The organism is Salicola sp. AFF1 (assembly GCF_056783195.1).
Window position 1 is genome coordinate 1 of sequence record NZ_JBXAYL010000015.1, and the last position, 23,858, is coordinate 23,858.

At 61.1% G+C, this 23,858-nt stretch carries 28 protein-coding genes, 1 tRNA gene and 2 pseudogenes; 11 read left to right on the forward strand and 20 right to left on the reverse strand.

The window, feature by feature from the left end; genetic code table 11:
* Window positions 1-55 precede the first annotated feature (55 nt).
* From AC1RQI_RS10995 to AC1RQI_RS11015, 5 genes and pseudogenes are all read right to left on the reverse strand, one after another.
* Complete coding sequence (locus tag AC1RQI_RS10995; RefSeq protein WP_481904822.1) at window positions 56-742, reverse strand: DUF2195 family protein; 687 nt, start codon at window positions 740-742, stop codon at window positions 56-58.
* Window positions 705-1,241 carry a L,D-transpeptidase gene (locus AC1RQI_RS11000; RefSeq protein WP_481904823.1) on the reverse strand — a complete coding sequence of 179 codons (537 nt, stop codon included), beginning with the start codon at window positions 1,239-1,241 and terminating at the stop codon, window positions 705-707. Before AC1RQI_RS11000 ends, AC1RQI_RS10995 begins: the two co-directional genes overlap by 38 nt.
* A gap of 166 nt (window positions 1,242-1,407) precedes the next feature.
* Window positions 1,408-2,256 (reverse strand): annotated as a pseudogene (locus tag AC1RQI_RS11005) (IS3 family transposase); the annotation flags it as partial.
* Entirely contained in the window at window positions 2,252-2,593 is a 342-nt protein-coding gene (locus tag AC1RQI_RS11010) for a hypothetical protein (RefSeq protein ID WP_481904824.1), read from the reverse strand. The pseudogene AC1RQI_RS11005 and the gene AC1RQI_RS11010, both read right to left, overlap by 5 nt.
* A gap of 94 nt (window positions 2,594-2,687) precedes the next feature.
* On the reverse strand, window positions 2,688-2,939 hold the full coding sequence (locus AC1RQI_RS11015) for an HP1242/YdcH family protein (RefSeq protein WP_416633961.1): 252 nt from the start codon (window positions 2,937-2,939) through the stop codon (window positions 2,688-2,690).
* Window positions 2,940-3,167: 228 nt separating this feature from the next.
* Between AC1RQI_RS11015 and AC1RQI_RS11020 the strand changes: the two genes are divergently transcribed.
* The gene (locus AC1RQI_RS11020; protein ID WP_481904825.1) at window positions 3,168-3,926 is read left to right on the forward strand and encodes a substrate-binding periplasmic protein; all 759 of its coding nucleotides are present in this window, start codon (window positions 3,168-3,170) and stop codon (window positions 3,924-3,926) included.
* Window positions 3,927-3,984: 58 nt separating this feature from the next.
* Here AC1RQI_RS11020 and AC1RQI_RS11025 read toward each other — a convergent pair whose 3' ends face one another.
* Both AC1RQI_RS11025 and AC1RQI_RS11030 read right to left on the reverse strand, forming a co-directional pair.
* Window positions 3,985-4,584: an MmyB family transcriptional regulator gene (locus AC1RQI_RS11025; protein WP_481904878.1), complete on the reverse strand. Its 600-nt coding sequence runs from the start codon at window positions 4,582-4,584 to the stop codon at window positions 3,985-3,987.
* Window positions 4,585-4,624: 40 nt separating this feature from the next.
* Window positions 4,625-4,795 (reverse strand): annotated as a pseudogene (locus AC1RQI_RS11030) (helix-turn-helix domain-containing protein); the annotation flags it as partial.
* Window positions 4,796-5,085: 290 nt separating this feature from the next.
* Between AC1RQI_RS11030 and AC1RQI_RS11035 the strand changes: the two are divergent.
* Window positions 5,086-5,646, forward strand: a complete 561-nt coding sequence (locus tag AC1RQI_RS11035) for an START domain-containing protein (RefSeq protein WP_481904879.1) — start codon at window positions 5,086-5,088, stop codon at window positions 5,644-5,646.
* A gap of 97 nt (window positions 5,647-5,743) precedes the next feature.
* Entirely contained in the window at window positions 5,744-6,130 is a 387-nt protein-coding gene (locus tag AC1RQI_RS11040) for a hypothetical protein (RefSeq protein ID WP_481904826.1), read from the forward strand.
* An 82-nt stretch (window positions 6,131-6,212) separates the two neighbouring features.
* On the opposite strand, the gene AC1RQI_RS11045 is transcribed toward AC1RQI_RS11040, so the two are convergent.
* Entirely contained in the window at window positions 6,213-6,626 is a 414-nt protein-coding gene (locus tag AC1RQI_RS11045; RefSeq protein WP_481904827.1) for a hypothetical protein, read from the reverse strand.
* 244 nt (window positions 6,627-6,870) lie between these two features.
* The gene (locus AC1RQI_RS11050) at window positions 6,871-7,569 is read right to left on the reverse strand and encodes a glutamine amidotransferase (protein ID WP_481904828.1); all 699 of its coding nucleotides are present in this window, start codon (window positions 7,567-7,569) and stop codon (window positions 6,871-6,873) included.
* 38 nt (window positions 7,570-7,607) lie between these two features.
* On the opposite strand from AC1RQI_RS11050, the gene AC1RQI_RS11055 reads away from it, so the two are divergent.
* Window positions 7,608-8,924, forward strand: coding sequence for an aminotransferase class I/II-fold pyridoxal phosphate-dependent enzyme (locus tag AC1RQI_RS11055; protein ID WP_481904829.1), 1,317 nt, complete (start codon window positions 7,608-7,610; stop codon window positions 8,922-8,924).
* 60 nt (window positions 8,925-8,984) lie between these two features.
* On the opposite strand, the gene AC1RQI_RS11060 is transcribed toward AC1RQI_RS11055, so the two are convergent.
* On the reverse strand, window positions 8,985-9,632 hold the full coding sequence (locus AC1RQI_RS11060) for a hypothetical protein (protein ID WP_481904830.1): 648 nt from the start codon (window positions 9,630-9,632) through the stop codon (window positions 8,985-8,987).
* A gap of 40 nt (window positions 9,633-9,672) precedes the next feature.
* Here AC1RQI_RS11060 and AC1RQI_RS11065 point away from each other — a divergent pair, with 40 nt between their 5' ends.
* Window positions 9,673-9,867 carry a hypothetical protein gene (locus AC1RQI_RS11065; RefSeq protein WP_481904831.1) on the forward strand — a complete coding sequence of 65 codons (195 nt, stop codon included), beginning with the start codon at window positions 9,673-9,675 and terminating at the stop codon, window positions 9,865-9,867.
* 5 nt (window positions 9,868-9,872) lie between these two features.
* Here AC1RQI_RS11065 and AC1RQI_RS11070 read toward each other — a convergent pair whose 3' ends face one another.
* The gene (locus AC1RQI_RS11070) at window positions 9,873-10,784 is read right to left on the reverse strand and encodes a LysR substrate-binding domain-containing protein (RefSeq protein ID WP_481904832.1); all 912 of its coding nucleotides are present in this window, start codon (window positions 10,782-10,784) and stop codon (window positions 9,873-9,875) included.
* A gap of 148 nt (window positions 10,785-10,932) precedes the next feature.
* Here AC1RQI_RS11070 and ycaC point away from each other — a divergent pair, with 148 nt between their 5' ends.
* From ycaC to AC1RQI_RS11100, 6 genes are all read left to right on the forward strand, one after another.
* Complete coding sequence (gene ycaC / locus AC1RQI_RS11075; protein WP_481904833.1) at window positions 10,933-11,553, forward strand: isochorismate family cysteine hydrolase YcaC; 621 nt, start codon at window positions 10,933-10,935, stop codon at window positions 11,551-11,553.
* Window positions 11,554-11,651: 98 nt separating this feature from the next.
* The gene (locus AC1RQI_RS11080; RefSeq protein WP_481904834.1) at window positions 11,652-12,569 is read left to right on the forward strand and encodes a pirin family protein; all 918 of its coding nucleotides are present in this window, start codon (window positions 11,652-11,654) and stop codon (window positions 12,567-12,569) included.
* 84 nt (window positions 12,570-12,653) lie between these two features.
* Complete coding sequence (locus AC1RQI_RS11085) at window positions 12,654-13,088, forward strand: hypothetical protein (protein ID WP_481904835.1); 435 nt, start codon at window positions 12,654-12,656, stop codon at window positions 13,086-13,088.
* 78 nt (window positions 13,089-13,166) lie between these two features.
* Entirely contained in the window at window positions 13,167-13,838 is a 672-nt protein-coding gene (locus AC1RQI_RS11090; RefSeq protein ID WP_481904836.1) for an META domain-containing protein, read from the forward strand.
* Window positions 13,835-14,266: a DUF488 domain-containing protein gene (locus tag AC1RQI_RS11095; protein WP_481904837.1), complete on the forward strand. Its 432-nt coding sequence runs from the start codon at window positions 13,835-13,837 to the stop codon at window positions 14,264-14,266. The genes AC1RQI_RS11090 and AC1RQI_RS11095 overlap by 4 nt, the downstream gene beginning before the upstream one ends.
* Before the next feature lie 10 nt (window positions 14,267-14,276).
* On the forward strand, window positions 14,277-15,356 hold the full coding sequence (locus AC1RQI_RS11100; RefSeq protein ID WP_481904838.1) for a hypothetical protein: 1,080 nt from the start codon (window positions 14,277-14,279) through the stop codon (window positions 15,354-15,356).
* On the opposite strand, the gene AC1RQI_RS11105 is transcribed toward AC1RQI_RS11100, so the two are convergent.
* From AC1RQI_RS11105 to AC1RQI_RS11145, 9 genes are all read right to left on the reverse strand, one after another.
* The gene (locus tag AC1RQI_RS11105; protein WP_481904839.1) at window positions 15,353-15,967 is read right to left on the reverse strand and encodes an ABC-type transport auxiliary lipoprotein family protein; all 615 of its coding nucleotides are present in this window, start codon (window positions 15,965-15,967) and stop codon (window positions 15,353-15,355) included. The two genes, AC1RQI_RS11100 and AC1RQI_RS11105, sit on opposite strands and share 4 nt — an antisense overlap.
* Window positions 15,964-16,908, reverse strand: coding sequence for an MlaD family protein (locus tag AC1RQI_RS11110; RefSeq protein WP_481904840.1), 945 nt, complete (start codon window positions 16,906-16,908; stop codon window positions 15,964-15,966). The genes AC1RQI_RS11105 and AC1RQI_RS11110 overlap by 4 nt, the downstream gene beginning before the upstream one ends.
* A complete protein-coding gene (locus AC1RQI_RS11115) occupies window positions 16,909-17,703 on the reverse strand; it encodes an ABC transporter ATP-binding protein (protein WP_481904841.1) in 795 nt (264 codons plus the stop codon). It abuts the gene before it with no gap.
* Window positions 17,700-18,821, reverse strand: a complete 1,122-nt coding sequence (locus AC1RQI_RS11120; RefSeq protein ID WP_481904842.1) for an ABC transporter permease — start codon at window positions 18,819-18,821, stop codon at window positions 17,700-17,702. Before AC1RQI_RS11120 ends, AC1RQI_RS11115 begins: the two co-directional genes overlap by 4 nt.
* Window positions 18,822-18,844: 23 nt before the next feature.
* Window positions 18,845-19,642 carry a dienelactone hydrolase family protein gene (locus tag AC1RQI_RS11125; RefSeq protein WP_416633981.1) on the reverse strand — a complete coding sequence of 266 codons (798 nt, stop codon included), beginning with the start codon at window positions 19,640-19,642 and terminating at the stop codon, window positions 18,845-18,847.
* Window positions 19,643-19,673: 31 nt separating this feature from the next.
* Window positions 19,674-21,317: a fatty acid--CoA ligase gene (locus tag AC1RQI_RS11130; RefSeq protein ID WP_481904843.1), complete on the reverse strand. Its 1,644-nt coding sequence runs from the start codon at window positions 21,315-21,317 to the stop codon at window positions 19,674-19,676.
* A gap of 96 nt (window positions 21,318-21,413) precedes the next feature.
* Window positions 21,414-22,211 (reverse strand): undecaprenyl-diphosphate phosphatase, encoded by a 798-nt coding sequence (locus tag AC1RQI_RS11135; RefSeq protein ID WP_481904844.1) that lies wholly within the window; start codon window positions 22,209-22,211, stop codon window positions 21,414-21,416.
* Window positions 22,212-22,273: 62 nt separating this feature from the next.
* Window positions 22,274-22,350: transfer RNA gene (locus AC1RQI_RS11140), tRNA-Met, on the reverse strand.
* Between the two features lie 137 nt (window positions 22,351-22,487).
* Window positions 22,488-23,849: an alanine/glycine:cation symporter family protein gene (locus AC1RQI_RS11145; protein ID WP_481904845.1), complete on the reverse strand. Its 1,362-nt coding sequence runs from the start codon at window positions 23,847-23,849 to the stop codon at window positions 22,488-22,490.
* Between the last annotated feature and the right edge of the window lie 9 nt (window positions 23,850-23,858).

Below are 23,858 nucleotides of genomic sequence, written 5' to 3' on the forward strand. Positions count from 1 at the left end.
GCGTCTCGTCTGCATCAGAATGGTGCACGCAAGGATACGGAGTGTATGACAAATGTCAAAACAGCGCCGGCCATTGATGGCGCTCACTTCTGCAGGAGGTCTCGCGTCCGAACAAGCTGCGACTGGTGCTGTGTCGGATGGCGCGGGACACCATTACTAAAAGGCGCCAGTCCCTCCTGGCCGTACCACCACTAAGGCAGGTGGCGCACCCCCGTCGGCATCCCTGCGAAAAGCATCCGTGCATAGGGGGCTCATCTGTTAGGACTAACCATAAAGCCCTTGGGCGTTTGTCCGGGCAGTTCTTCGATGCTGTGCCTCCAGGTCCTGGTGAGCGAGGCGGCATGCATCCGGTGTGGAGCTGATACTGGGTATAACTATCAATGGTGTTGTCCGGATTGATCACAAAGGTGAACGATCGGCTCTCGCCATCGGACAGCTGACCCTGAGCGATTGATTCGTGCTCGAACCCATCGCCAATACCGTCGACCGTGTAGTGGACCAGTTTCGATTTACAGCCACAGGCCGCCGTTGATTGAAGGCTCTCCAGATTGGCGTCTGCCAGGGTGACAGTTCCGACGTCACGCAACTCCTGAATGGAGACTCCCAGGCAACTGTCTATCGAGTTTTCTACTGCCACGGATTCAGCGCCTACAGCGGCGGAACACGCCGTCGCCAGAGTTAGCCCACAAAAAGCGATGGTTGCCTTAAGGATTTTTGGTGCCGCCATTAGTCTTTCTCCCATCCTTGTAGTCCACCTCCATGTATAGTTTTTGCCCGGGATGATCCTCAGCGTATTTTCTCAATGTTTCAAAAAATGCGCATTCAATCTCGATGCATCCATGGCTGTATCCCTTTGTTGAATCATGCAGATAGAATCCGCCGCGTTTCGGGGAACATGCGTTTTTTGTTTGTGCGTTCGCTGGCTCAAAGCGAACTCTGTTATGTCCCCAGTTAGCCCAGTACCGCTCACATCTTCCGGCTTCCTCGCCACGAGGAATCTCTTCTATGCGCCATGAGGGCTTCAGGCTGCATTGTCCGCTTCCATCTGGTTCCGCCGCTGATCCCATTATCAGAGAAATATAGTAGACCCCCTCAGGTACCGGGCCATTATTTTTCACACACTGGTATTTCGGAAACTGGTAGCCTCGCATCCCTGTGGTGGCCTTGAAGCGACCTTTATCCTGCCCGCGCCAGGTTAATCTTTGGCCGTCGAATTTGAGTCTTGGATTACTTGCGCTCATATGCCTCCCTTATATCCGTCTCCACAGAGGTTCCTGTGGTCTAGTCCTTAGAATTGGCTAAAGCTTCCAGACAAGGGCGGATCCTGGTGCTTGAAATGAATAGAAGGGAGGTCGAGAGGTTGCGTGAGGCGTGATCTGATCTGCCCCGCTGAAAACGGACACTCGGTTAAGCACTGGTTTTGAGCTCATAGTCCATTGGACTGACGTAGCCCAAAGCACTGTGCCGTCGCCGGCGGTTGTAATCAACTTCAATGTATTCGAACACGTGCTGGCGAAGCGGCTCCCGGTTCATTATTGGCTCGTAGTGAATCGCTTCGACTTTCATTGAATGGAAGAAGCTTTCCACGCAAGCATTGTCCCAGCAGTTACCTTTACGGCTCATGCTTTGACGCAGTTGATGCGTTCGCAGCCGATCCCGGTAGGCGCGGGAACAGTACTGGCTTCCCTGGTCACTGTGACAGATCACCCCTTTGGGGAAATTGCGCCGCCACAGCGCCATCTCCAGCGCATCGCAGACCAGATCGGCGGTCATCCGGGTATTCATGGACCAGCCGATAACAGAGCGCGAATACAGATCAATGATGACGGCCAGATACAGCCAGCCTTCGGAGCTCATCAGGTACGTGATGTCGCCAGCCCACTTCTGGTTCGGGGCTGTCGCTTCAAAGTTCTGCTCCAGTAAGTTGGGCGCCACAGGCAAGTTATGGTTGCTGTCTGTGGTGACCACGAACTTACGGGCGGCCTTGGGAACCAACGCCTGGCGCCGCATACTGGCGCCAATCGTTTTGACATCATAAGGGTGACCATCAGCCGCCAGTGTAGCCTGGATGCGTCGGGCCCCCTCGCGCTGCTTGCTCTGACCGAACGCCTCTTTCACGCGGCGATCAAGTCTTTCCCGCGCCTGCTCCAGCTGGCTGGGCTGAAAGCGCGTCTTCTGCCATGTGTAATACCCACTTCGCGAAACCCCGAGCACAGCCGCCATCCGGGTCACGGAAAACCGGCGACTGTGCTCAAGCCCCACCCGTCCGATAAAACACCTCCGAAACCTCCCCCAAAGAACAATGCTTAACCGCCTCCATCAACACCTCAAAGGTGTTCCCCCGGTTGGCGGCCACCTGTTGTAGCTGGTCCAGCCAGTAGTCCCGCTTGCTTTCGTGGATGCCCTGGAAAGCGCGGAGCCGGCCGATCTGTTGGTGTTTCTCGTCGTCGTTGGAGCGCATCTGTTCCAGTTCCCCGCCGGTTTCCTGGCCTTCCTTGGGGAGGTAGGTGTTCACGCCGATGATGGGCAGGGGGGTGCGGATCTCGTACTTGAGCTTCTGGGAGCGGTCGCTGGCGCCGTAGTTGTGTTTCATGGCACGCACCCAGATGCGGCGTGCCAAAGGCCTCGTGATAAGACCGCCGGGTCAAACCGGCGGCACTTTCGGTCAGCGCGAGCTCGGTCGCGGCTCAGCTGGCGCTGGTCTCTTTGTTGAGGTACGCCGCAATCTCGTCTTTAAGCGCCAGGCGCTTTTTGCGGGCGTCTTCCTCAGTGGGCGTGGCTACCGGCTCAATTTCGGTTTCCATCCGGTGAATGGTCCGGTTTATTTCGTGGTACTCATCCACCAGCTCGGCGAAGTGTGCGTCCGACTGTTTGAGCTCAGAGATGCGATCGGTGTGTTCCGGGAATTCTTCCGCCAGTTCGTGCGGGGTGTGACTCATAGGGTCTCCATCTTACTCGGTGATTGGCGTCAACGCTTTTTGATCGCAACGCTCAGTCTGCCACCACTGCAGCAGAGCTGTCGTTGCTGATTCTCAATGCTGTTGAGCTGGATCCCAAGGCGCAATGGGGAAGCGCTTGCCTCAACACCTCAAAGCGTTGCCACGGGTGCTTTTCAACGCTCGCAACTGTTAGTCTTCCGCTAAAACACACCTGGTTTAAAAGTGACCATGACAAGGCGTATTCAAACCTTCATCCGTGGCTTGGTCTGCGCGCTTGCGGTGGGCGGGGCGGCTTTTGCGGTGCAGGCGGAGCCGTTAGTCAATGACTGTGACATTGCGGTTGGCCCCACCAGTGAGCCGGAGCTGACGGAGGCCTACCAGGAATGGACGCGGCGCGTTATAGAGCGGCTTGAGACCATGGGCGTCTCCTGTGAGCTGACATTCATCCGCTCCTGGGCACGCGCCAATAAGCTGTTTGCTGAGAAGGAGGTGGAGGTTCTGTTCCCGGATATTGTGGAAGACCAGTCCCAGCCGGGGATGACGGGGATGCCGGTGGCCATGACGGAAGGCTTTGTGGTGATCACCCGTGGGGAATCCAAAAAGGTGAATAGCCTGGAGGGGCTGTCCGGTAAGAAGGTGGGGATTATCCGGGGGCGCTATTACCCGGCTAAGCTGGAGAACCTGGCTGGGGTTACGCTGGAGCGTGTTGAGTCTTTTACCCAGAACCTGGACAAGCTGGCGTATGAGCGTATTGACGCCACCCTTGAGTACGAGCACGACACGGTGAGGTTGCTGGAACGCAAGGAGCTGGCGGACGAGCTCCAGTACGGCAAACCGTTTGGCGCAACCCACCTGGCTTACCGGTTTCATCGCACCAAGGAAGGGGCGCGTCTGATGGCGCGGTTCAACATCGCCATCTCGGAGCTGATCATTGATGGCACCTATGAGGATCTGTTTGATGGTTTGACGCAGCAGCGCCTGTTCTAGGGCGCCGCGTCTGGCCCTGATTGGCGCCGGGTTTGGCGTGCTGCGGCGAGCAGTTGGCTCAGTCTGTGTGCGCTATCCGCTCCGGGGGTGTCAATTGCTCAAGGAAGCCGCGTGTGGGCTCGTCCGCCGGGAAGTAGTACTCGATCACCAGATCCGCCATGTTCACGTCCAGCGCGGTGCCAAAGCGGCTCAGAGTGGAGAAGATGCGTAATGGTTGGCCCTGGATGAGCAGGTCCGCCGTGATCATCGGCGCCTCAATGGTTTCCGAGGGAAGCTGTTGCCAGTTTTCCGGGGGATCCCATGCGAGCAGGCGCTCGAACAGGGCGCGTGATTCGTCCGTTGGGAACGCCATCACCTCGCCGTGCAGACGGCGCAGGAACAGCCCGGCCAGTTCGTTCCAGTTCTGGATGCAGGGCCTCAGGCCGTTGGGGTCAAAGATGAGCTCCAGCACGTTGAGCCTGGACTGCTTCCGGTAGGAAGTGGGCAAGAGCATGCCCATGATGGCTTCCTGGGGCTGGTTCATGCGCAGCACGTTCCACTGGCTGTCCATCACCAGGGCCGGGTAGGGGGCGTGGTTGCTGAGCATAACGTCCAGGGCCTGGCTGACCGGTTTCAGCCGTTCGTCCTCCAGTGACAGACGGGAGTACGCGGGGGGGATGCCCGCCTGCGCTCAGAAGCAGGTTGCATTCGCGTTGCGGCAGCTCGAGTACACCCGCCAGCCGCATGAGCATGTCCCGGCTGGGCTCGGTCCGCCCATTTTCGATAAAGCTGATGTGGCGCGCCGAGACATCCGCTTCCAGTCCGAGCTCCATCTGCGATAAACGGCGCATCCGACGGTATTGCGCGAGCATGGGGCCAATAGCCGTCATCCCTGTATCCCGTGATGTTGCTGAAAACACTGAGATTACCTGATGGGTAATTGCCGGGTCGATGGGTGGATGGGACGCTCATTGCGGCAACGGCGTTCCGCTGGAAGCCGTTTCTTGAATCCAGGATCACAGGGAGATCGACCAGGATGTATAGCCGAGTTGCTTCCAAAAGCGCGGGCGATGCCGTGACACTGCTTGTTTGGGCCTTTGCCTTTGTAATGGCCTCCACCGGGTATGCGGCGCCTTCCGCTGGATGGGAGGTTGCCCTGAACTAGGACGGGATCAAGGTTCTGACACGGGAGGTTCCCGGCTCAGCCTACGAGGAGTACAAGGGGATAGCGACGGTCCCGGCGTCCGCCGCCAGCGTAATGGCGATATTCACGGACCAGGGAGCGAATAGCCGGTGGCTTGAGGGGTGCCGGAAAGCGCGAACCATCGAGCAGTCCGGGTTCCATTCGCAAACCGCCTATCAGATCTATGACTTTCCTTGGCCTGCCACGGATCGCGATTTCGTTATCGGCTTGGAGATCGAGCAGACGGGTGAGAATGCGTTCTTTCTGAAGATGCATGACCGGTCCGGGCAGGTTCCGGAGAAACCCGGGCTGGTCAGGGCGGAAATGCCCAGCGGCTATTACGAGGTCAACCAGCTAGCGCCAAAGAAGACCGAGATCGTGATGGCGCAGCACGTTGACCCCAATGGTGATCTCCCTTCCTGGATGGTGAATTCACTCGTAACGGATACGCCCTATTATTCCCTGAAGCACCTCAGGCGCATGGTGACAGACGAGCAGTACGCCAATGCGGCCTTTGTGCGGGATGATGAGGGCCGGGTAACCAGCGTGACACATTAAATGGTTTGATTACCTGGTAGGTAATTGCCGGCTCAAGCGGTGGCTGGGAGTCTGGTCATGCCATAAGGCATCTCACCGACATAAAAGGAACTGTGCGATGAAAATTCCAAGCCTTTCCACCACATTAAAGGGTAATGCAACCTTCTCCTTCCTCAGTGCTGGTGTGCTGGGACTGTTTGCGGAGACAATTGCCGCCTTCATGGGCAGCTTTCCGCCCTGGATCTTCCATCTGCTTGCCGTGGGTCTGGTGCCGTTTGGTGCCGCTGCAGCCTGGGTGAGCCGTTCGCCTTCGGCCGTCGCCGGGCGTTGCTTTTTCGCCGCTGATGTTGCCTGGCTTATTGCCACCCCCATCGTGATGCTGGTGGCCGGCCCATGGCTCAATCTTTGGGGGCATCTGGTGCTGCTGGACATCGCCATTCTGGTGGGTGTTTTCGCTTGGCTGGAGTGGCACGGCACACGCGCCCTGGCAACGCAACAGCTCTAGGGCGCGTTTGCAGGAGGACCAGCCTTTACGGTGACCCGGGGAATCCCCGGGTCGCCCATAAGCATTAGCTCAGTGTGGCCTATTATGGCGAGCCAAATTCACGCTCACACACTTCGCGTGTTTGCTTCTGGACTGTGCTCAAGTCTTCCCCATCCATGATGAGCTCGCTCATCCGGCTGAATACCTTGTATTCCGCACTGTCACGCGGAAGCTCATCCAGCTTTAAGTTTGCGTTCAGGTAGTCTTGAAGCACCCTATCGCTCTGCTCTGAACTGGTTATCTTCTCGTTTGCTTTGCTCAGGTTTTCAGCTGTGCTGTGGAATGTGGAGACTAAGCGGGGCACCTCGCTGCAGCCTTGGTGGCCGAGCGTGGCGCCAAAACCGGTATGGTATTGATCCTGTGCGTTAGCGGGGATGGTCCACGCGCTCATGAACAAGGCAATTGCTGTAGCTGCCGTTGTTACCTTGCTTGCGTGCGCTGAGAGGACATGTTCCATCGTCGTTGTTCTCCTTGATTGTGAGTTTGGAATGAGCTTTTGAGGCGCGCCACAGTAGAACCGGTTGCAGACCTCCTTGCATATACCGATGGCGTGGCGGAGTTGTTCCCGGCTTACGAGCAGCGGCAACGATTGCATGAGATTACCATACACACCGTGAGGCAGTAACAACCGGCCCGCTCTCAGGGCTTGAACACCTTAGCTACTCAACAAAGCCTATGCAGCAGGTGGTTCACGTGGTGTTTCAGCCACATTGCGTTAGCCACTCATGAAAGATTTCCCTGGCAATCGGCTCCAGGTTGGGTAGGGCGGTCTTTGCTGTTGCCCGCATGGCGGTTACATCCGCACGGATGGAGCCGAGTTCGTGGCAGTGACCGATGAGCCAGTGCTCAAAACTGCCCAGGGGGACCTCCAGGTGGAATTGCAACCCGAGGGTACGGGGGCCGTACATGAACGCCTGGTTGCCACAGGCGGGGGTGTAGGCCAGTGCCCCGCTCTGGTCGTTGAACCGGATCCCCTCGCCGTGCCAGTGGAGGACGGACTCGGCCCGGCTCAGTGGAGCGAGGACGGAGTCTTTGCCGGCTTCGGTCAGCGCCAGGGGCGCAAAGCCGATTTCCTTGGAGGCCATGGGTTCAATAAGGGCCCCCAGTGCCCGGGCAATGACCTGAGCCCCCAGGCAAATGCCGAGAAGAGGCCGATCATTTGCGATCTGGTTGTGCACCAGCCGGTGTTCGTTGTTGAGGAAGGGGTAGGTGTCGATGTCATTCGCGGAAATCGGCCCCCCGAGAATGACCAGCAGGTCCGGCGTCATCTGTTCCAGCGGCGCCAGGTCATCAATACCAACGTCCCAGTAGCGGCATTCATAGCCGTGTTCGGCCAGGATGGGTTCCAGTAGCCCGAGATCTTCGAAATGAACATGGCGGATGGCGTGAGCTGTTTTCATGGTTGACTAAATGGCCTATGTCAATATAATTTAATGTCATGGGTAAAGAGTATCTGGCTGGAAAAACGGCTGTCAATATTGCCGCAAGTATTGAGCGTGCGATTCAGTCCGGGCATCTCAGTGGCGGCGATGCGCTGCCTTCCGTTCGCGAGGCGGCCGTGTTGTTGGGGGTTAACCGCAACACGGTCACCCAGGCCTATGCCCGCCTTCGTGAGCGCGGCTGGGTCTATGGGCGCGGTCGGGGCGGTACCCGGGTCATGCCATTGCAAGAGGAGGGCGACGCGCTGGGTGGGGCCTCGGTGTTTCCTGGCACTGTTGATCTGGCGTCAGGCAATATCGATCCCGCCTTGCTGCCTCCGCTGAACCGGGCCGTGGCTTCGGTTGATTGGCAGCAGACGGGGTATGATCGGGCCGGAGAGGATCCTGAGCTTTTGGGCCTGTTCCGGGATACGCTGGCGCGTGAAGGCATACCCACGGATGCGATGATGCTGGGGCACAGTGCCCTGGATCTGATCGAACGGGGGCTGCGGGCGCGTGCTCAGGCTGGGGACCGGGTACTGGTGGAGGATCCCGCCTGGCCGCCCTTGCTGGCTTTGCTGCGGTCTCTGGGGCTGGTGGTGGAGCCGGTGCCACTTGATGATCAGGGGGCCATGCCGGCGCAGCTGGCGGATCGGATCGGGGGCGACGTGGCCGCCGTTGTCCTGACGCCGCGCGCCCAGAACCCGACGGGTATCGACTTGCCCGCTGAACGGCTGGAACGGATTCAGGGCGTTTTGCGGGACCACCCGAGGACGCTCCTGATCCTGGACGACCACTGGGGGCCCTTGTCGGAGGCGCCGCCACCGGTTATCGGATCCGGTTTGCCCGCGTGGTTGCTGGTGCGTTCGGTCTCCAAGTTCCTCGGTCCGGATCTGCGTTTGGCCGTTGCCGCCGGTGATGCGGACACGGTCCACCGGATGGCGCGGCAATTCAGCCTGGGGCCTCGCTGGGTAAGCCGCATGGTGCAGCGCGTTGCCGTGGCGTTGTTGCGGGACGCGCACACCGAGACGCAGCTGCAAGCGGCCCGGTTCACCTATACCCAGCGGCGCACGGTTCTGGTTGAGGCTCTCCAGAAACAGGGCTTTCCTGGCACTACCGGTTCCGGTATCAACCTATGGGTACCGGTGAAGAACGAAGCGGCGATGGTGGAGCGTATGACCTCGCGTGGCTACACCGTCCAGGCGGGGCAGCCCTTCCGCCTAAGGGCTGCGCCTGGGGTTCGCCTCAGCGTTGGCAACCTGCCTGCTGAGGAGGCGGAGGCTGTTGCCCAGGCCCTTGCGGCTAGTACGTTGGGCGCCTCGACGCCGATGGTGTAGGGCCTGCGTTTTCCCCGTGAAGCCTCCGACTCAGTGGCGTTTCGACGTCGTGGATACGCTCTAGCAGCCGCCACCGCCGTCGCCACCACCACCGCCTCCTGCACCACCGCCACCTACGAACAGCCAGTTATACATATGGAAGGCAATCAGCATTGCGTCGAGGCGCAGTGACGTCGAGGGTTGGATCAGAAGCTGGTGACGGGATTCCATGCTGCCCTCGATCGTGGCGACCTGGCGGTTATCGGCACTGATGCGCGCGCTGTCGGGGGTGCCGAGTGGCCACCAGACGATGTCGCGTTGAACACGGTAAATGGTGCCCTCGTATTTGAAGGTGCCCACCATGTCTCGAGGTTGTGTGGAGACATCGTGGATCTCACTCGCTACTGTCGCACCAGCTCGCCAGCTCGCCAGCTCGCCAGCTCGCCAGACGCGGCGGCGCCGATGGGGGTTCCACCATTCAGCGAAGACCTCGCCCAAAGTGCGGTCGGTTGGCATTGTAAGGTTGAAACGGCACTGCCCCAGATCCAACAGGGCAAGGGTCTTGCGGTCGGCTGTGCGTGGCTTTCCGGGGTAGAGCCTTGCGCAGCGCTCGTTGTCATTCCAGAACACGAAGCGATGGTTCTTCGGGGTGCTCAACAGCCCGGCATCGTGCTCCACGGCAAGCACGGGGGTGTCGATCTTGCGTGTGTAGGCTGGCTCGTCGGTCATATTGAAACTTAGGAAGTAAAACTGGTTTGACAGCTTAGCCATGGTCGAAGGCTTGCTCAACCGGGAGGCCCCGTCGGCCTTCCCGAGGGCGCATGGAACGATACCCTCTCCAGAGCCTGAGGTTGGTTACCTCTCCCCCGAGAAGTGCCTGGCGGGACTGGATGAGCTCGGGCTGGACGATGAGGCTCGGGAGCTGTTCCTGGGCGGCAATGCGGCGCGGGTTTTCGGTTTGTAGGGTGGTCAGTCCAGGCGGAAGTCCACGTCATCCAGTGACTCAGCCAGGTAGTCCAGCAGCGCGCGGATCGCGGGAAGCTGTCCCCTGCGGGAGGGGAAAACGGCGTGAAAGAGCCCGCCGCGTGGCTGCCAGTCGGGCATGGCGTCAATCAGGCGCCCCTCGACCAGGTCCCGGCCTGCAACGATCAATGGCATCCTGACTACGCCAAGCCCTTCGAGCGCGCCCTGGCGCAGGGTGAACACGTCATCGGTGACCAGTCGCGGCGTATGCCGGACCTGGACTGACTCCTGGCTGGGCCCGTCCAGGCACCACTGGTGCTGGCGATCGGGTTGTTCGAAGTCGAGGCTGGGAAGGGCCGAGAGCTCGTCCGGGTGCGACGGCCTGGGGTAATGAGCCCAGAAGTCATGCTTGACCATGAGGCGTTGCGGGCTCTTGGACAGTACCCGCATGTTGAGCTCGCTGTCCTCCAGAGGGGGATAGCGGACCCTCAGCGCCATATCGAATCCCTCTTTGATGACGTCAACGCGCCGGCTGGTGGCTTCCATGTCCACCTGGACATCCGGGTACTGGTCCATAAAGCGTACAAGAAGCGGCCCAATCAGGAAGTAGATCATTCCAGGTGGACAGCTCAGCCGGATATGGCCCCTGGGTTTGGCGCGATGCTGATCAATGACGTCCTGCGCGGTTTCGGCCTCGATCAGCATCGCCTGGCAGTGACGGTAGTAATCGCGACCCAGTTCGGTGATGGCGAAGCCGCGCGTTGAGCGGTTGATCAGGCGCGTATCCAGGCGCTCCTCGAGTGCCGCAATGCGTCGGCTCAGGCGGGATTTCTGGATGCCAAGCGCGCGGCCCGCCTGGGCAAACCCGCCGTGTTCCACCACCTTGACGAAATAATAGAGATCGTTGAGGTCCTGCATGATCCATCGTCCTGTTAATGCAACGCTGCGTCCGGCTTCCGGTATCTAGTGGCGCCACCTGATGGAGCGTATTCTGGACTTAATGGACAGCGTCCAGAGAGCGACGGGCGAGGCCCGTCAGAACCCCACCGATAGGAGGTAACCTACCATGTCTTTCCAGTATAACCGTCTCGACAAGGACAATGCGGCCCTGCTGATGGTGGATCACCAGGCTGGTCTGCTGTCTCTCGTGCGCGATTTCTCGCCGGAGGAATTCAAGAATAATGTGCTTGCCCTGGCCGATATCGCCAAGTTTTTCGATATTCCGACCATTCTGACCACGAGCTTCGAGGATGGGCCCAATGGGCCGCTGGTGCCCGAGCTCAAGGAGGCGTTTCCGAAAGCGCCCTACATCGCTCGCCCCGGCCAGATCAACGCCTGGGACAACGAGGATTTCCTGGCGGCGGTTAGGGCAACCGGCAAGAAGCAGCTGCTGGTCGCCGGTGTTGTCACTGAGGTCTGTGTGAGCTTCCCGGTACTCTCCGCACTTGAGGAAGGCTACGAGGTCTTTGTGGTCACGGATGCTTCCGGGACCTTCAATCCGATCACCCGGGATGCCGCCTGGGATCGGATGTCCCAGGCGGGGGCCCAGCTGATGACCTGGTTCGCTGCGGGCTGTGAGCTGCACCGCGACTGGCGCAATGACATTGAAGGCTTTGGCGGTATGCTGGGCAATCATCTGCCCCAGTACGCCAACCTGATGCAGAGCTACATGGCCCAGACGTCCTGATCCTGGTCATTAGGGCACCCCGTCGGCGAACCGGCGGGGTGCTGGCAATCGCTTCGTGACTGCGTGATGATGAAGAAACAACTGGAACGGAGGCGGCCATGAGTAACCCTACGTCCGACACCGAATTGGCCTGTGACGAGGCCGAGTCCCCCTGTGCCGCGATAGAGCGGATCCTGCGCCCCCGGGAGGCCGACCTGGGGGGCTTCTTCGTGCGGCGTTCACTGCCAACGGCGCGGCTCAAGATGGTGGGGCCCTGGATCTTTTTCGATCACATGGGCCCGGTCCACTATGCACCGGGTGAGGGGTTGAACGTGCGCCCTCATCCCCACAGCGGGCTGGCCACCGTGACCTACCTTTTTGATGGCGAGATCACGCACCGGGATTCCATCGGCAGCCATCAGGTGATCCGCCCGGGTGACATCAACGTGATGGTCGCTGGCCGGGGGGTGACTCATTCGGAACGCCAGGATAACGAGACTGTTGCCGCTGAACATCGCCTGCATGGCCTCCAGCTCTGGCTGGCGCTGCCGCGTGAGCATGAGGAGATGGCGCCGGAATTCCAGCATTATCCGGCCTCGGAGATTCCAGAAACCACGGTGGACGGGGTGGCCGTGCGGGTGATCATAGGTAGCGCCTACGGAGTGGCCTCGCCGGTGCAGACACTGTCGGAAACACTCTATGTCGAAGCCCGGCTGGAGGCAGGCCAGCGATTGGTTTTGCCTGAGGCAAGTGAGCGGGCCATTTACGTGGTGCAGGGCCACCTGAAAGCGATGGAGACGGCGATTCCTGAGCACGCCATGGCGATCCTGGCGGAACAGGGCGGCGTGGAAGTGGAAGCCGTGGAAGAGACCATCATTGCCATTATCGGTGGTGATCCCTTTGAGCAGCGCTATGTGGAATGGAACTTTGTGGCCAGTAGCCGGGAGCGGATTGAGTGCTCGAAGCGGGACTGGCGGGAAGGGCGCTTCCCCAAGGTTCAGGGAGATGATGGCGAGCCGATCCCGTTGGAGGGGTAGGGGCACAAGGGGGGGATTTGATCCTGAAGCCAGGATGGCATAGGGTTTTGCATTATTTTGCGATAGGGAGAGTCGGGCATGGGCATGTTAGCCATCCAAATTGTTTCCCAGCTGATCGGGGCCGCGCTGGGTGCCCTGTTGGGCGCGTTGCTGGTTCAGATCGGGTGCCGCTGGGTTGGAGATTTCAAGCCGGGTTATGGGCAGGCCTACAAGGCGGCTTTCCTGGGGTATCTTGCCGCGCTGGTCCTGGGGCTGGTGGTGGGATTCATGGCGGGACTGGCTGGTCTGGCTTCACGTCTTGACCCCATGCTTGGGCTTGTCTCGGGAGGGCTCGGCATTCTCGTCCAGGCCGGCGTTTACGGGCGGATGCTGGTGGGTCCGCGGGGCAGGATCGGGTTTGGTAGCGGTCTCCTGGTGGCGCTGATCCAGGTGGTGATCGGGTTTCTCATCCTTCTTGCCCTCATCATGGCCACTGACTTTCTGGTTCCAGGGGCGTTGGATGCGTCCTCCATTGCATAACAGGTAATCCCACAACCGGTGACCAAGCCTTTATACTGTTTTCACATTCCGATGTGTGGCTGACCGGAGTTCCTGTTTATGCGAATGCGCGTTGCCATCCTATCTGTGCTTTTCTCGGTCCTGGTGCTGCCGGCATGCCAGTTGATGCCGGAGGCCACGGAGCCGGCGGACCATGAATTGCGCTGTGGTGATCGCACCATTGGTTACAGTCTTGCCGGGGACCAGGTCTTGCTGCATCTCCCGGATGGGGAGCAGGCCTTGGCGCCCGAGGAGAGCGCGTCCGGGGCTCTTTACCGGAATGAGGCCGGTGATACGGCGTTCTGGAGCAAAGGGAACCGGGTCACGGTGACAGTGGAAGGAGAGCGCCTTCCGGAATGCCACCACAAGGACCGGGCAAGTCTGGAAGCCCCTCAGTGGCGGGTGCGCTCTGTGGAGGCGAGCCCGGTTCCGGAGGCGGCGCAGCCGGTTACCCTGAACTTCACGTCGGAAGGGCGAGTCTCGGGCCGCTCCGGGTGTAACCGCTTCATGGCGGGCTGGGAGCTGGTGGGGGACCGGTTGGTCATTGAGCGGGCGGCCAGTACCCGGATGGCCTGTCCGTCGGGCCCCATGGCTTTTGAAGAGCGTTTTCTGGCGGCATTGAGCCGGGTTGAAGGACTACGCATGGCCGGGGATGGAACCCTTGTGCTTCTTGATCGTGAATCAAATGGGGTTATCCGGGCCTCGGCTACCACGCGGAAAGAACCGCAATGACGGATCGGATCGCCGTCAAGCGCATCTATGACTCCGTCTCCGATGACGATGGTTATCGTGTGCTGGTGGATCGGGTCTGGCCCCGGGGCATGAGTAAGCAGGCAGCGGCGTTGGACGAGTGGTGCCGCGAGTTGGCGCCTTCGGCGGAGTTGCGTCAGTGGTTTGGGCATGATCCGGAACGCTGGCAGCGCTTCCGGGATGCCTACCGGGATGAACTGGCCCGCTGCCCTGAAGCGCTTTCCCGGCTTGTTCAGCGTATGCAAACGAACCGCGTAACCCTCCTGTATTCCGCCCGCGATCGTGAGCACAACCAGGCGGTGGTGCTGGCGGAGGTTCTGGCACAGGAGTGGGCTGAGGTCCAGGAGGGTAATGAACCCAGCTCACCAGTGTGCTATGCGGACTGGTTCCGCGACTCTGGTGCCGAATGAGGTTGAATCTTTGTTAACAGCAAACGAAAGCCGGACGCTGGTGCTGGTCATGCTGGTGTTGGTGGGGCTGACGGGGTGCAGTGTACGTTCCCCGGATGTTGAGCCGGCGTTGGTCCGGGTTGATCCGGCGGTAGAACAAGGGCAGGACGCGCCGGCGTCCAAGGGCGGAACACGTAATGCGGCGCAGACCGAAGAGAAGCAGAGCCAGGACGAGGAGGACGTCAGAACGCCCTCGCTTACCGACTGGCGTGACCAGTTGACTGGCCCGGCCCGGATGGCTGAACCGCAGGCGCTTGGCCGTGCCATGGCGGTGTTCTACCGCATGCGCTCGCGGGCTTTTATGGCGCCCGTGGTCAGCCATGTTCAGGGCGCTGTGAATCTTGGGGGCGTTGGAGGTGACCTGGAAACCCGTCGTTGTCCGGATGGTGGTGTCTTCCATCTGGAGTGGCAGGGGCAGGACGGAGCGCGTTCCGGGGCCCGTGAACTGCTCTATCAGTTTGAGGCCTGCCGTGGTCATTTCGGGAACGGCCCACTGCTGGTTCTCAATGGCCATTACCGGCGTGATTTCCAGCCCAGGGTCTCGCGGGAGCAGGTGATCGAGACCTTTGATGTGCATGGCTTCATAGGTGAGGGGAGCCGCCGCCAGCGCATCGTGCTTCGCGGTCAGCAACAGATCCAGCGTCCGGCTGAGGGCGGCGTGGTGCGTGATACCGAGCGGATGGAAATGCTGAAAGGCGGGACTTATACGGCTCTCAGGGACGTGCATGATGCGATTGTGCCCGAGGAGGACGCCGGCGACAGTGATTTCGCCTCCTTCGATACCCGATTTGTCACCACCCTTGGGGGGCGTCTGGTCAGTTCCGAACTCGGGGGGTGGGTCGATATTAGCACCGCTACCGGCTTGGTGGAGCAGCAGGCACCCTGCTCCGCCAGTGGCGTTGTGGCACTCAGTGGCAAGCGTGACGGTGAGGTCCGATTTGGTCCCCAGACGGGGACCCATCACCGGGTGGCGCTGGAGCTTGCAGGCGGGGAAACAGCCTGGTTCAAGAGCTGTTCCAGCTTTGGGCAAGCTTTCGGGTTCGACCGCTAGTCGATCGACTCCATCCAGTCCAGCAGCTGTTCGGCCATGCGATCGGTGGCGGCGCTCATGGCAGTGGCGGCGGACGCTGGCGTGTTGGCCGTCAGTGTTTCGGTGACCTCGAATCGCCGTGTGGCCTGGATCCCGCCCTGGTGCTGGCCGGTGAGCTGGGCATCAAACCGGATGACGGCCTGGGGAGAGTCCTGGGTCTGGTCCAGGTGGAAGGCTCGAAGGTGGCCGGTCAGCTCCAGGTCTGTGTTCAGGTTGGCGCCGGGTGTCCCCAGCGTGTGGAAGGCGCCGGTATTGTGGAGTGCGTCCAGGAGCTGATCCCGCCAGAGCTCCGGGGCCGGGGACACCCAGCGGATGCCGGACCAGGCGCTGAGGCGCTGTCCCTGCTGGCGCACCACTACCCGGTTGGTGCGGGTAAGATCGTCCGTGCGGGGGGCCCGGATTTGTAGCGAGTCGGCTTCAAGCGTCGAGCCCTGAGTGTTCAGGCTGGACGGTGCCAGCTGGTAGAGCTCGTAGCGATTGGGTTGCGGGAGCACGCTACAGGCGCCCACGAAGGTGATGGCGACCAGTGTGACAAGCCGTAGCGGAACCGTCAGTGCTGACGCCTGTTTCATGGTTGGTATTCCTTCAGTTCCTGCCGGTTGAACAGCGTGCTGCCGGCATCGGATTGCAGCTTTTGGCTGAGCTTACGCAGTGTGCGCAGGGTGCGGCGCGCCTCGTTCAGAGTTGGCCCCAGTTGGGCGGAGCCCTTGAGGGTTTTCTTCAGAGCCTGTTCGTTGTTGGCGATCAGGGCCTCTATATCGGCCACGGTGCTGCGGGTGGCACGAGCGGCTTCGGCTGTATCAGCCAGGGCCCGCGGCGCATCCTCTTTCAGAACCCGCCGGGTATCCGTGATCAGTGCCCGGGCCTCGCGTAAGGTGGTGCGGGCCTGTTTGCCGGTCCTGTCCCAGCGCTTTACGGTATCCGCAATCTGCTCCTGCTGGGCGTTCAGGGTGCGTGTGAGCTGGGCGGTATTGTCCAGAGTCTGTTCAATATGATTGAGGTTGCGCTCGGAGAGAAGGGATTCCATACGCCGTACCAGGCGGTTGATGTTGGCCAGGGTGTCGCCGCTTTCCTCACGTAACTGGGCAAGGGGAGAGGGGTGGGCCGGGATTTCCGGGGGCCTGTCGCTGGCATCCACGCGCAGGGGAAGACTCTCCGGTGTGCCTCCCCCGAGCCGGATGTGAGCCGTTCCGGAGAGCAGGCCCGTGGGCTTGATCTGGGCATGGGTGTCCTGCTTGACCGGAGTGGTGGGGGTCACCGCGATGCGCGCCAGTACCCGGCGCGGGTCATCCGGGTCGAGCGCCAGCTGGGTGACTTCACCCACCGTGATGCCGTTGTATTTAACGTTGCTGCCAACGGTCAGCCCAGACACAGCCTCATTGAAGGTAATCCGGTATATTTCCTGCTGGCGTTGGAGGCCGCCTTCCTTCAGCCACCATCCAAAAAGCAGCGCTCCGGCCAGTACCAGTACGGCGAAGAGCCCGATCAGGACGTGATGGGCGCGGGTTTCCATTCAGGCGTTCTCCCGGTTCGTAGATGAATGACGGAGGGCCGCGCGGCCACGTGTGCCGTGGAAATAGGCACGGATCCAGTCGTCGTTGGTGTTGGCGACCGCCTCCAGGGGACCGATCGTCTTCACGTGGCCGTCTCCCAGCACGGCAACGCGGTCACAGACACGGTGGAGCGTATCCAGGTCGTGGGTCACCAGGAAGACCGTGAGGCCCAGGGCATTACGCAGGGTCAGGATCAGTTCGTCGAAAGCGGTGGCACTGATGGGGTCCAGCCCTGCAGTGGGTTCGTCGAGAAAGAGCAGGTCCGGGTCGAGAGCCAGCGCCCGGGCCAGGGCGGCGCGCTTGATCATGCCCCCCGAGAGCGCTTCCGGGTAGAGGCGCGCGGTCTGGGCCTCCAGGCCGGTGAGCCGGAGCCGGGTCAGCGCCAGCGCTTCGGCATCCGTTTTTCGCAGTCCGGCCCGTTCCCGCAGCGGCAGAACAATGTTGTCGCACAGGGTCAGCGAGGAATACAGCGCGCCGCGCTGGAAAAGCACCCCCGTGCGCCGCGTCAGGCGGGCATCCGGGGCACCACGGTGGTTCAGTGGTGCCCCTTCCAGGCTGATGCGCCCGCCGTTGGGCTCGTGCAGTCCGAGGATGCTGCGCAGCAACACAGACTTGCCGGAGCCGGAGCCACCGACCACGCCCAGGATTTCACCGGCGTTCAGCCGCAGGTTCAGCCCTTCATGAACCCGATGATTCCCAAAACGGTTGCTCAGTCCGCTCACCTCGATGAGCGCATTGTGAGTCTGGTCCGTCACCACCCAACCTCCATGAAGTACATGGCTGCCAGGGCGTCCAGAAGGATCACCACAAAGATCGACTGTACCACGCTGGAGGTGGTGTGAGCGCCAACCGAGCGGGCACTGCCGCCGGCCTTGAAGCCTTCCAGGCAGCCGATAATTGCAATCAGGAAGGCGAAGAAAGGTGCTTTGACCAGCCCGGCCAGGAAATGGTTGAGCGGGACTTCGCTGATAACGGTGATAAAACGCGATAACGGAATGTCGACCACCGTCAGGGCAATGAGCCCCCCGCCGGCCAGTCCGGATAATACGGCAATGAAACTCAGCAGGGGCAGCATCAGCACCACGGCGAGTACCCGAGGCAGCACCTCCAGCTCCACTGGATCGAGCCCCTGGGCACGGAGTGCATCCAGTTCCTCGTTGGCGTTCATGGCGCCAATATGCGCGGTAAAGGCACTGGCGGTGCGCCCGGCCAACACAATAGCGGTGATCAGGACCCCGAACTCACGCATGAAGGCGTATGCCACCAGGTTGACGGTATAGACGCTTGCGCCGAACCCACTCAGTACGGTGGCACCCAGGTAGGCGATGACAGCACCCACGGCAAAGGTGAGGAGCGCGACGATGGGGACCGCGTTGAGGCCGGTGGTCTCCATGTGGTGAGTGAGGGCGGTGACACGCCAGCGCCGGGGAGAGAGCAGACACTGGCCGGCGCAGCCGAGTACGGCCCCGATGAACCCGATCAGCATCCGTGCCTTGGCGCCGGCATCGGTGAGTGCCTGGCCCATGCGTGCCAGAAGCGCCAGTGGCCCACGTCTGGGTTCTGGGGGGAGGGCACCGCAGCCCGCCATGGCGTCAGCGACGGTGAGCAGAAGGGCTCGGCGTGAGTCGCTGATGGCTGGGCTGTTTTCGGCGATGTAACGCAAGCGCTCGCCACCCACGAGTTCGGCCAGAAGGGTGGCGCCGGCGGTATCCAGGCGCTGGATGCCGTCGAGCGCGAGGCTATGGGCGGTGTTGTTGCTTGCCCTGGTAAGCCGGCGCAGGGCGCTGTAATGGGACAGCGTCCAGTCGCCGGTGACCCTTAGGGTTTGCCCGTCCTCCGCGGGATGGAGTTGACCCTGTTCAGCGTCGGGCATGGGCGTTTGGGTGCCGGTTTGGATCAGTCAAAGAGGCCGTCATAGAAGCGCAGGGCACCTTGCCAGGCCTTGTTTGCGGCGTGTTCGTCGTAGCCCACTGGCAGGTCGAAGTTCGCCGCGTAGGCGTCCGCCTCTGGGTTCATGAACGAGTGTGGAACGCCCGGGAAGCTCCGCACCGCGTAGTCCACATCGGCGTTGTGCATTTCCTGCACGAAACTGGCGACCTGGTCAGAAGGTACGAACTGGTCACCACCGCCGGTGTAGACCCTGACGGCTGCTTCAACGTTCCCGGCTTCGGCCTCAATGGGGCTTTCCAGCGTGCCGTGGAAGCTCACCACGCCGTCCAGGTCCATGCCCAGGCGGGCCATGTTCAGGACCACCCCGCCCCCAAAGCAGTACCCCTGGGCGGCGATGTGCGAGGGGTTCACCGTGTCATGATCCTGGAGGCGTTTCATGGCGGTGCGGAAGCGGGCCTGCATCAGCTCCATGTTGCTGTTGGCCTGCTCCATGAACGCCTGGGCCTTGTCGGGATGGTCCGCGTGCTTGCCTTCGCCATACATGTCGAGTGCCAGGGCGGTGTAGCCTTCTTCCGCCAGATTTTCCGCCTGGTTACGGCTGAATTCGTCATGGCCCCACCATTCATGCACCACCAGAATGCCGGGGCGCTGACCGGTGATGCTGTCGTCCCAGGCCATGTAGCCTGTGTGCTCCTGGCCCTGGACCGAATAGGTCATGGTTCGGGTTTGTACTTCAGCGGTTACGACCGTGCTCAGGCTCAGCGCCGCAGCGCCGAGCAGGGTGTTTCGGAGATAGCGGTTCATGCGTGTCTCCTGGATGGATTGTGGTTCCTGTTTAGGAGTACTGATCCCGGATCTGTTTCTTGTTGACCTTGCCAACGCTGGTCTTGGGGATTTCGTCGACTAGGTCAATCGCCTCCGGAATCGCCCATTTGTTGATCGTGCCGTTGTCCACAAAGCGTTGTAGATGGGCCTTGATGGTATCAGCATCCGGGTTCTGGTCGGGAGCGGGTACAACCAGTGCGTGCGGGCGCTCGCCCCACTTGTCATCAGGTAAACCCACCACGGCAGCAGCGGCCACGGCCGGATGCTGACTGATTAGGCCTTCAAGGTCCAGTGAGGAGAGCCATTCTCCACCGGTCTTGATCACGTCCTTGATGCGGTCCTTGATCACCAGCGTATTGTCCGGCTCGATGCTGGCCACATCGCCGGTGTGCAGCCAGCCACCAGCCCACAGTTCCTCGCCTTTTTCAGGGTTTTTGAGGTAGCTCGCCGTGAGCCATGGGGCACGGGCGACCACCTCGCCCTGTGCTTCCCCGTCGTTGGGCAGTGGGTTGCCGTCCTGGTCGTGGATCTCTATGTCGACCAGAGGTACCGGCACTCCCGTCTTGATGCGCTTGGCCGTCTGCTGTTCCGTGGAAAGCTCGAGGTCTTCGGGCTTGAGGTGGGTGGCGGTCAGTAGCGGACCGGTTTCGGACATACCGTAGCCGGTGTACATGCTGATGCCCATTTGAGCTGCTGAGTCGCACAGGCCCTGGGGCAGGGCACTGCCGCCGATCAGTACATGCCAGTTGCTCAGATCCGCCGTCTTGATCCCGTCGGTGGCCATCAGCATCTGCATGATGGTGGGCACGCAGTGGGAGAAGGTGACGTTGTGGGTTTTGAGCAGCTCCACCAGGAGCTCGGGCTCATAGCGACCGGGATAGACCTGCTTGACGCCCATCATGGTGGCGGCGTACGGCACACCCCAGGCGTGGACGTGGAACATGGGCGTGATGGGCATGTAGACATCGCTGGAGCGCAACAGCGGCTGTTCGTCGAAGTGCGCCAACGTGCCCGTGGCGACCAGGGTGTGCAGGACCAGCTGGCGGTGCGTGAAGAAAACGCCCTTGGGATTGCCGGTTGTCCCGGTGGTATAGAAGGTGGTGGCGATGGCGTTCTCGTCGAAATCCGGGAAATCGAAGCAGGGGCTGGCCTTGCTCAAGAGTGCTTCGTACTCGCCGTGGGTGGCCAGTTGGGTGGCCCTGGGCGTGTCGTTGTCGGTGAGCTGAATGCTGCCTTTGACGGTATCCAGTTGGTCGCGGACTTCCTCGACCAGCGGCAGGAAATCGTCGTGGATCAGAACCAGGTCGTCTTCGGCATGGTTCATGGTGTAGAGGATCTGGTCGGGGGCCAGGCGCACGTTCACGGTGTGCAGCACGGCGCCGATCATGGGGATGGCAAAAAAGCACTCCAGATAGCGCGGTGTGTCCCAGTCCAGAACGGCAACGGTATCACCTGCTTTAACGCCCGCGTTGGTGAGCACGTGGGCAAGACGGTGGATGCGTTCAACGAGATCGGTATAGGTATAGCGGCTGCGGTTGGCGTAGATTATTTCCTGGTCCGGGTTGTACCGGGGGCCGGAGAGCAGGAGTTGCTTGATCAGCAGCGGGTAGTTGTGGGCGTTGTCGGCGGCGGGCAGGGTCTTGGGTTGTGCCATGAGGCGCCTCTATCTGCTTGTTGTTGGATTGCACCTGACAAGCCTAATACAAAACGCTGTGGATTCACCCCCTTTCGGGATCTTAATTGGCGTTGTTCACCAGAGGACGAGAATCAGCAGGGCGCCCAGCGCCAGGCGGTAGATGACGTAAGGCATGAGGCCGATCCGCTCAAGGAAGCGCAGGAACAGGTGGATGCACAGAAGCGCACTGATGAACGAAAGCAGGGTGCCCCAGGCGATGGCGTGCCAGTCCGTGGCGCCGCCCTGGTTGATCAGTTCAAGGGCCTTGAGGGCTCCGGCCGCGGTGATCAGGGGGATGGAAAGCCAGAATGAAAACCGCGCGGCATCCTCCCGGCGAAGGCCCAGGAACAGGGCAGCCGTGATGGTGATGCCGGAGCGCGATGTGCCCGGGATCAGCGCCAGGGCCTGGGCAAAACCGACGACGAGGGCATCCTTCAGGGTGACGCTGGCCAGTGAGCGCCGTCTCGTGCCGCTGGCATCTGACCACCAGAGAAGCAGGCCGAAGCCAATGGTCGTGCTGGCAATGACCCATCCGGAGCGCAGGTGTTCGGCGACCACACTGTTGACCAGAACCCCGGCGAGGCCGGCTGGAATGGTTCCCAGAATAACGGCCCACGCGAGGCGGCTGTCCTCGGTGACGGTGCGACCGGCGGTATCGCGGATCCAGGCACTGCCCATGCGGAAGACATCCTGCCGGAAGTAGGTGAGCACTGCACAGAGTGAGCCTACGTGTACCGCTACGTCGAAGGCCAGACCCTGGTCCTGCCAGCCGAGCAGAGCGGAGGGAAGGATGAGATGAGCGGAGCTGCTGATCGGGAGGAATTCCGTCAGGCCCTGGATAATGGCCAGCGCGATGATCTGCCAGATTTCCATGGCGTAACGCTCTGATTGCCCATAAAAAAAGCCGTAGCGAAGAACCACGGCTTTTACGGATCTGGTAGCAAGGGGCGGATTCGAACCGCCGACCCCGGCATTATGAGTGCCGTGCTCTAACCATCTGAGCTACCTTGCCGCAACTTGTAATGCGCCGTTGCCTTAGCGCTGAGGCGCGTATTCTCTGGATTTTTTGCCGGGGTGTCAAGACACCCCGGTAGCTTGATGTTGGCGGACTCCCTGAAAGGCGTATGGCCTTCCAGGGAGCGGGGCCTCTTAGGAGGAACGCCCCTGGGCGCCCGTGTCCGCGAAGTAATCGCGGGTGACGGCGAACACCGTGCCAGACAGCGCGAGAAGCGCGATCAGGTTGGGGATGGCCATCAGGGCGTTAAGGACGTCCGCGATCAGCCAGATCAGCTCAAGGTTGGCAACCGCGCCGACCACCAGCAGTACAACCCACAGATAGCGATAGGGCATGATGACCCCGACACCAAAGAGGAATTCTGCGCACCGCTCACCGTAATAGCTCCAGGCGACGATGGTGGTGAAGGCGAAGAAGAGCATGCCAAAGGTGACGATCCAGTTGCCGCCGGGGATTCCTTGCTCGAAGGCCATGGAGGTCAGCCCCGCGCCGGTCTCGCCGGTTTCCCAGGCTCCGGTCAGCACAATCACCAGCGCCGTCATGGTGCACACAATGATGGTGTCGATGAAGGTGCCCATCATGCCAACGGTTCCCTGGCGTACGGCGCTGTTGGTCTGTGCGGCGGCGTGCGCAATGGGCGCTGACCCCAGGCCAGCTTCATTGGAAAAGATGCCTCGTGCCACGCCAAAACGCAGAGCCGCCCAAACAGCCGCACCGGCGAACCCGCCTGTGGCGGCCGTGCCACTGAACGCTTCGGTGACGATCTGGGCCAGTGCCCCAGGGACTGACGGAAGGTTCAAGGCAATGACCACAAGAGCACCCAGGATGTAGAGCAGCGCCATCAGTGGCACCAGCTTTTCAGTGACCTGGGCAATCCGGCGGATGCCGCCAATGATCACCAGGAACACCAGAACGGCAAGCACTACGCCAGTGGCCCAGGCGGGCACCGCCAGGTTGGTCTCCATCACATCCGCAACGGCGTTGGCCTGGACGGTGTTGCCGATACCAAACGCCGCCACCATGGCAAACAGCGCAAAGAGCGTGCCCAGCCATTTCCATCGGCTTCCGAGCCCATTCTTGATGTAATACATGGGGCCACCGACGTAGCGCCCCTCCTCGTCGACCTCGCGGTATTTGACGGCGAGCAGCGCCTCCGCGTATTTGGTGGCCATCCCCACCAGGGCGGTTATCCACATCCAGAAGACAGCCCCCGGGCCCCCCAGGGCAATGGCGGTGGCCACGCCACCGATGTTACCGGTGCCAATGGTCGCGGAGAGGGTGGTTGAGAGAGCCTGGAAAGGAGTGATTTCCCCTTCGTCGCCCGCGTCGGAGCGCCGGCCCGTAAAAACCTGCCGGAAACCGTAACCGATCCGGCGGATGGGCATGCCGCGCAGCCCCAGGGTCAGGTATAGCCCGGTTCCCAGCAGTAGAGCCAGCATGACTGGTCCCCAGACCACGCCGCTGATGCGCTCAAGAGTACTCGTTATTATTTCCATGTTGTTCCT

Excerpts from the sequence above, each read along its gene's own strand:
- AC1RQI_RS10995 (WP_481904822.1), bottom strand. The coding sequence starts at position 742 with ATGGGAGAAAGACTAATGGCGGCACCAAAAATCCTTAAGGCAACCATC.
- AC1RQI_RS11000 (WP_481904823.1), bottom strand. The coding sequence starts at position 1,241 with ATGAGCGCAAGTAATCCAAGACTCAAATTCGACGGCCAAAGATTAACC.
- AC1RQI_RS11010 (WP_481904824.1), bottom strand. The coding sequence starts at position 2,593 with ATGAAACACAACTACGGCGCCAGCGACCGCTCCCAGAAGCTCAAGTAC.
- AC1RQI_RS11015 (WP_416633961.1), bottom strand. The coding sequence starts at position 2,939 with ATGAGTCACACCCCGCACGAACTGGCGGAAGAATTCCCGGAACACACC.
- AC1RQI_RS11020 (WP_481904825.1), top strand. The coding sequence starts at position 3,168 with ATGACAAGGCGTATTCAAACCTTCATCCGTGGCTTGGTCTGCGCGCTT.
- AC1RQI_RS11040 (WP_481904826.1), top strand. The coding sequence starts at position 5,744 with ATGAAAATTCCAAGCCTTTCCACCACATTAAAGGGTAATGCAACCTTC.
- AC1RQI_RS11045 (WP_481904827.1), bottom strand. The coding sequence starts at position 6,626 with ATGGAACATGTCCTCTCAGCGCACGCAAGCAAGGTAACAACGGCAGCT.
- AC1RQI_RS11050 (WP_481904828.1), bottom strand. The coding sequence starts at position 7,569 with ATGAAAACAGCTCACGCCATCCGCCATGTTCATTTCGAAGATCTCGGG.
- AC1RQI_RS11055 (WP_481904829.1), top strand. The coding sequence starts at position 7,608 with ATGGGTAAAGAGTATCTGGCTGGAAAAACGGCTGTCAATATTGCCGCA.
- AC1RQI_RS11060 (WP_481904830.1), bottom strand. The coding sequence starts at position 9,632 with ATGACCGACGAGCCAGCCTACACACGCAAGATCGACACCCCCGTGCTT.
- AC1RQI_RS11065 (WP_481904831.1), top strand. The coding sequence starts at position 9,673 with ATGGTCGAAGGCTTGCTCAACCGGGAGGCCCCGTCGGCCTTCCCGAGG.
- AC1RQI_RS11070 (WP_481904832.1), bottom strand. The coding sequence starts at position 10,784 with ATGCAGGACCTCAACGATCTCTATTATTTCGTCAAGGTGGTGGAACAC.
- ycaC (WP_481904833.1), top strand. The coding sequence starts at position 10,933 with ATGTCTTTCCAGTATAACCGTCTCGACAAGGACAATGCGGCCCTGCTG.
- AC1RQI_RS11080 (WP_481904834.1), top strand. The coding sequence starts at position 11,652 with ATGAGTAACCCTACGTCCGACACCGAATTGGCCTGTGACGAGGCCGAG.
- AC1RQI_RS11085 (WP_481904835.1), top strand. The coding sequence starts at position 12,654 with ATGTTAGCCATCCAAATTGTTTCCCAGCTGATCGGGGCCGCGCTGGGT.
- AC1RQI_RS11090 (WP_481904836.1), top strand. The coding sequence starts at position 13,167 with ATGCGAATGCGCGTTGCCATCCTATCTGTGCTTTTCTCGGTCCTGGTG.
- AC1RQI_RS11095 (WP_481904837.1), top strand. The coding sequence starts at position 13,835 with ATGACGGATCGGATCGCCGTCAAGCGCATCTATGACTCCGTCTCCGAT.
- AC1RQI_RS11105 (WP_481904839.1), bottom strand. The coding sequence starts at position 15,967 with ATGAAACAGGCGTCAGCACTGACGGTTCCGCTACGGCTTGTCACACTG.
- AC1RQI_RS11110 (WP_481904840.1), bottom strand. The coding sequence starts at position 16,908 with ATGGAAACCCGCGCCCATCACGTCCTGATCGGGCTCTTCGCCGTACTG.
- AC1RQI_RS11120 (WP_481904842.1), bottom strand. The coding sequence starts at position 18,821 with ATGCCCGACGCTGAACAGGGTCAACTCCATCCCGCGGAGGACGGGCAA.
- AC1RQI_RS11125 (WP_416633981.1), bottom strand. The coding sequence starts at position 19,642 with ATGAACCGCTATCTCCGAAACACCCTGCTCGGCGCTGCGGCGCTGAGC.
- AC1RQI_RS11130 (WP_481904843.1), bottom strand. The coding sequence starts at position 21,317 with ATGGCACAACCCAAGACCCTGCCCGCCGCCGACAACGCCCACAACTAC.
- AC1RQI_RS11135 (WP_481904844.1), bottom strand. The coding sequence starts at position 22,211 with ATGGAAATCTGGCAGATCATCGCGCTGGCCATTATCCAGGGCCTGACG.
- AC1RQI_RS11145 (WP_481904845.1), bottom strand. The coding sequence starts at position 23,849 with ATGGAAATAATAACGAGTACTCTTGAGCGCATCAGCGGCGTGGTCTGG.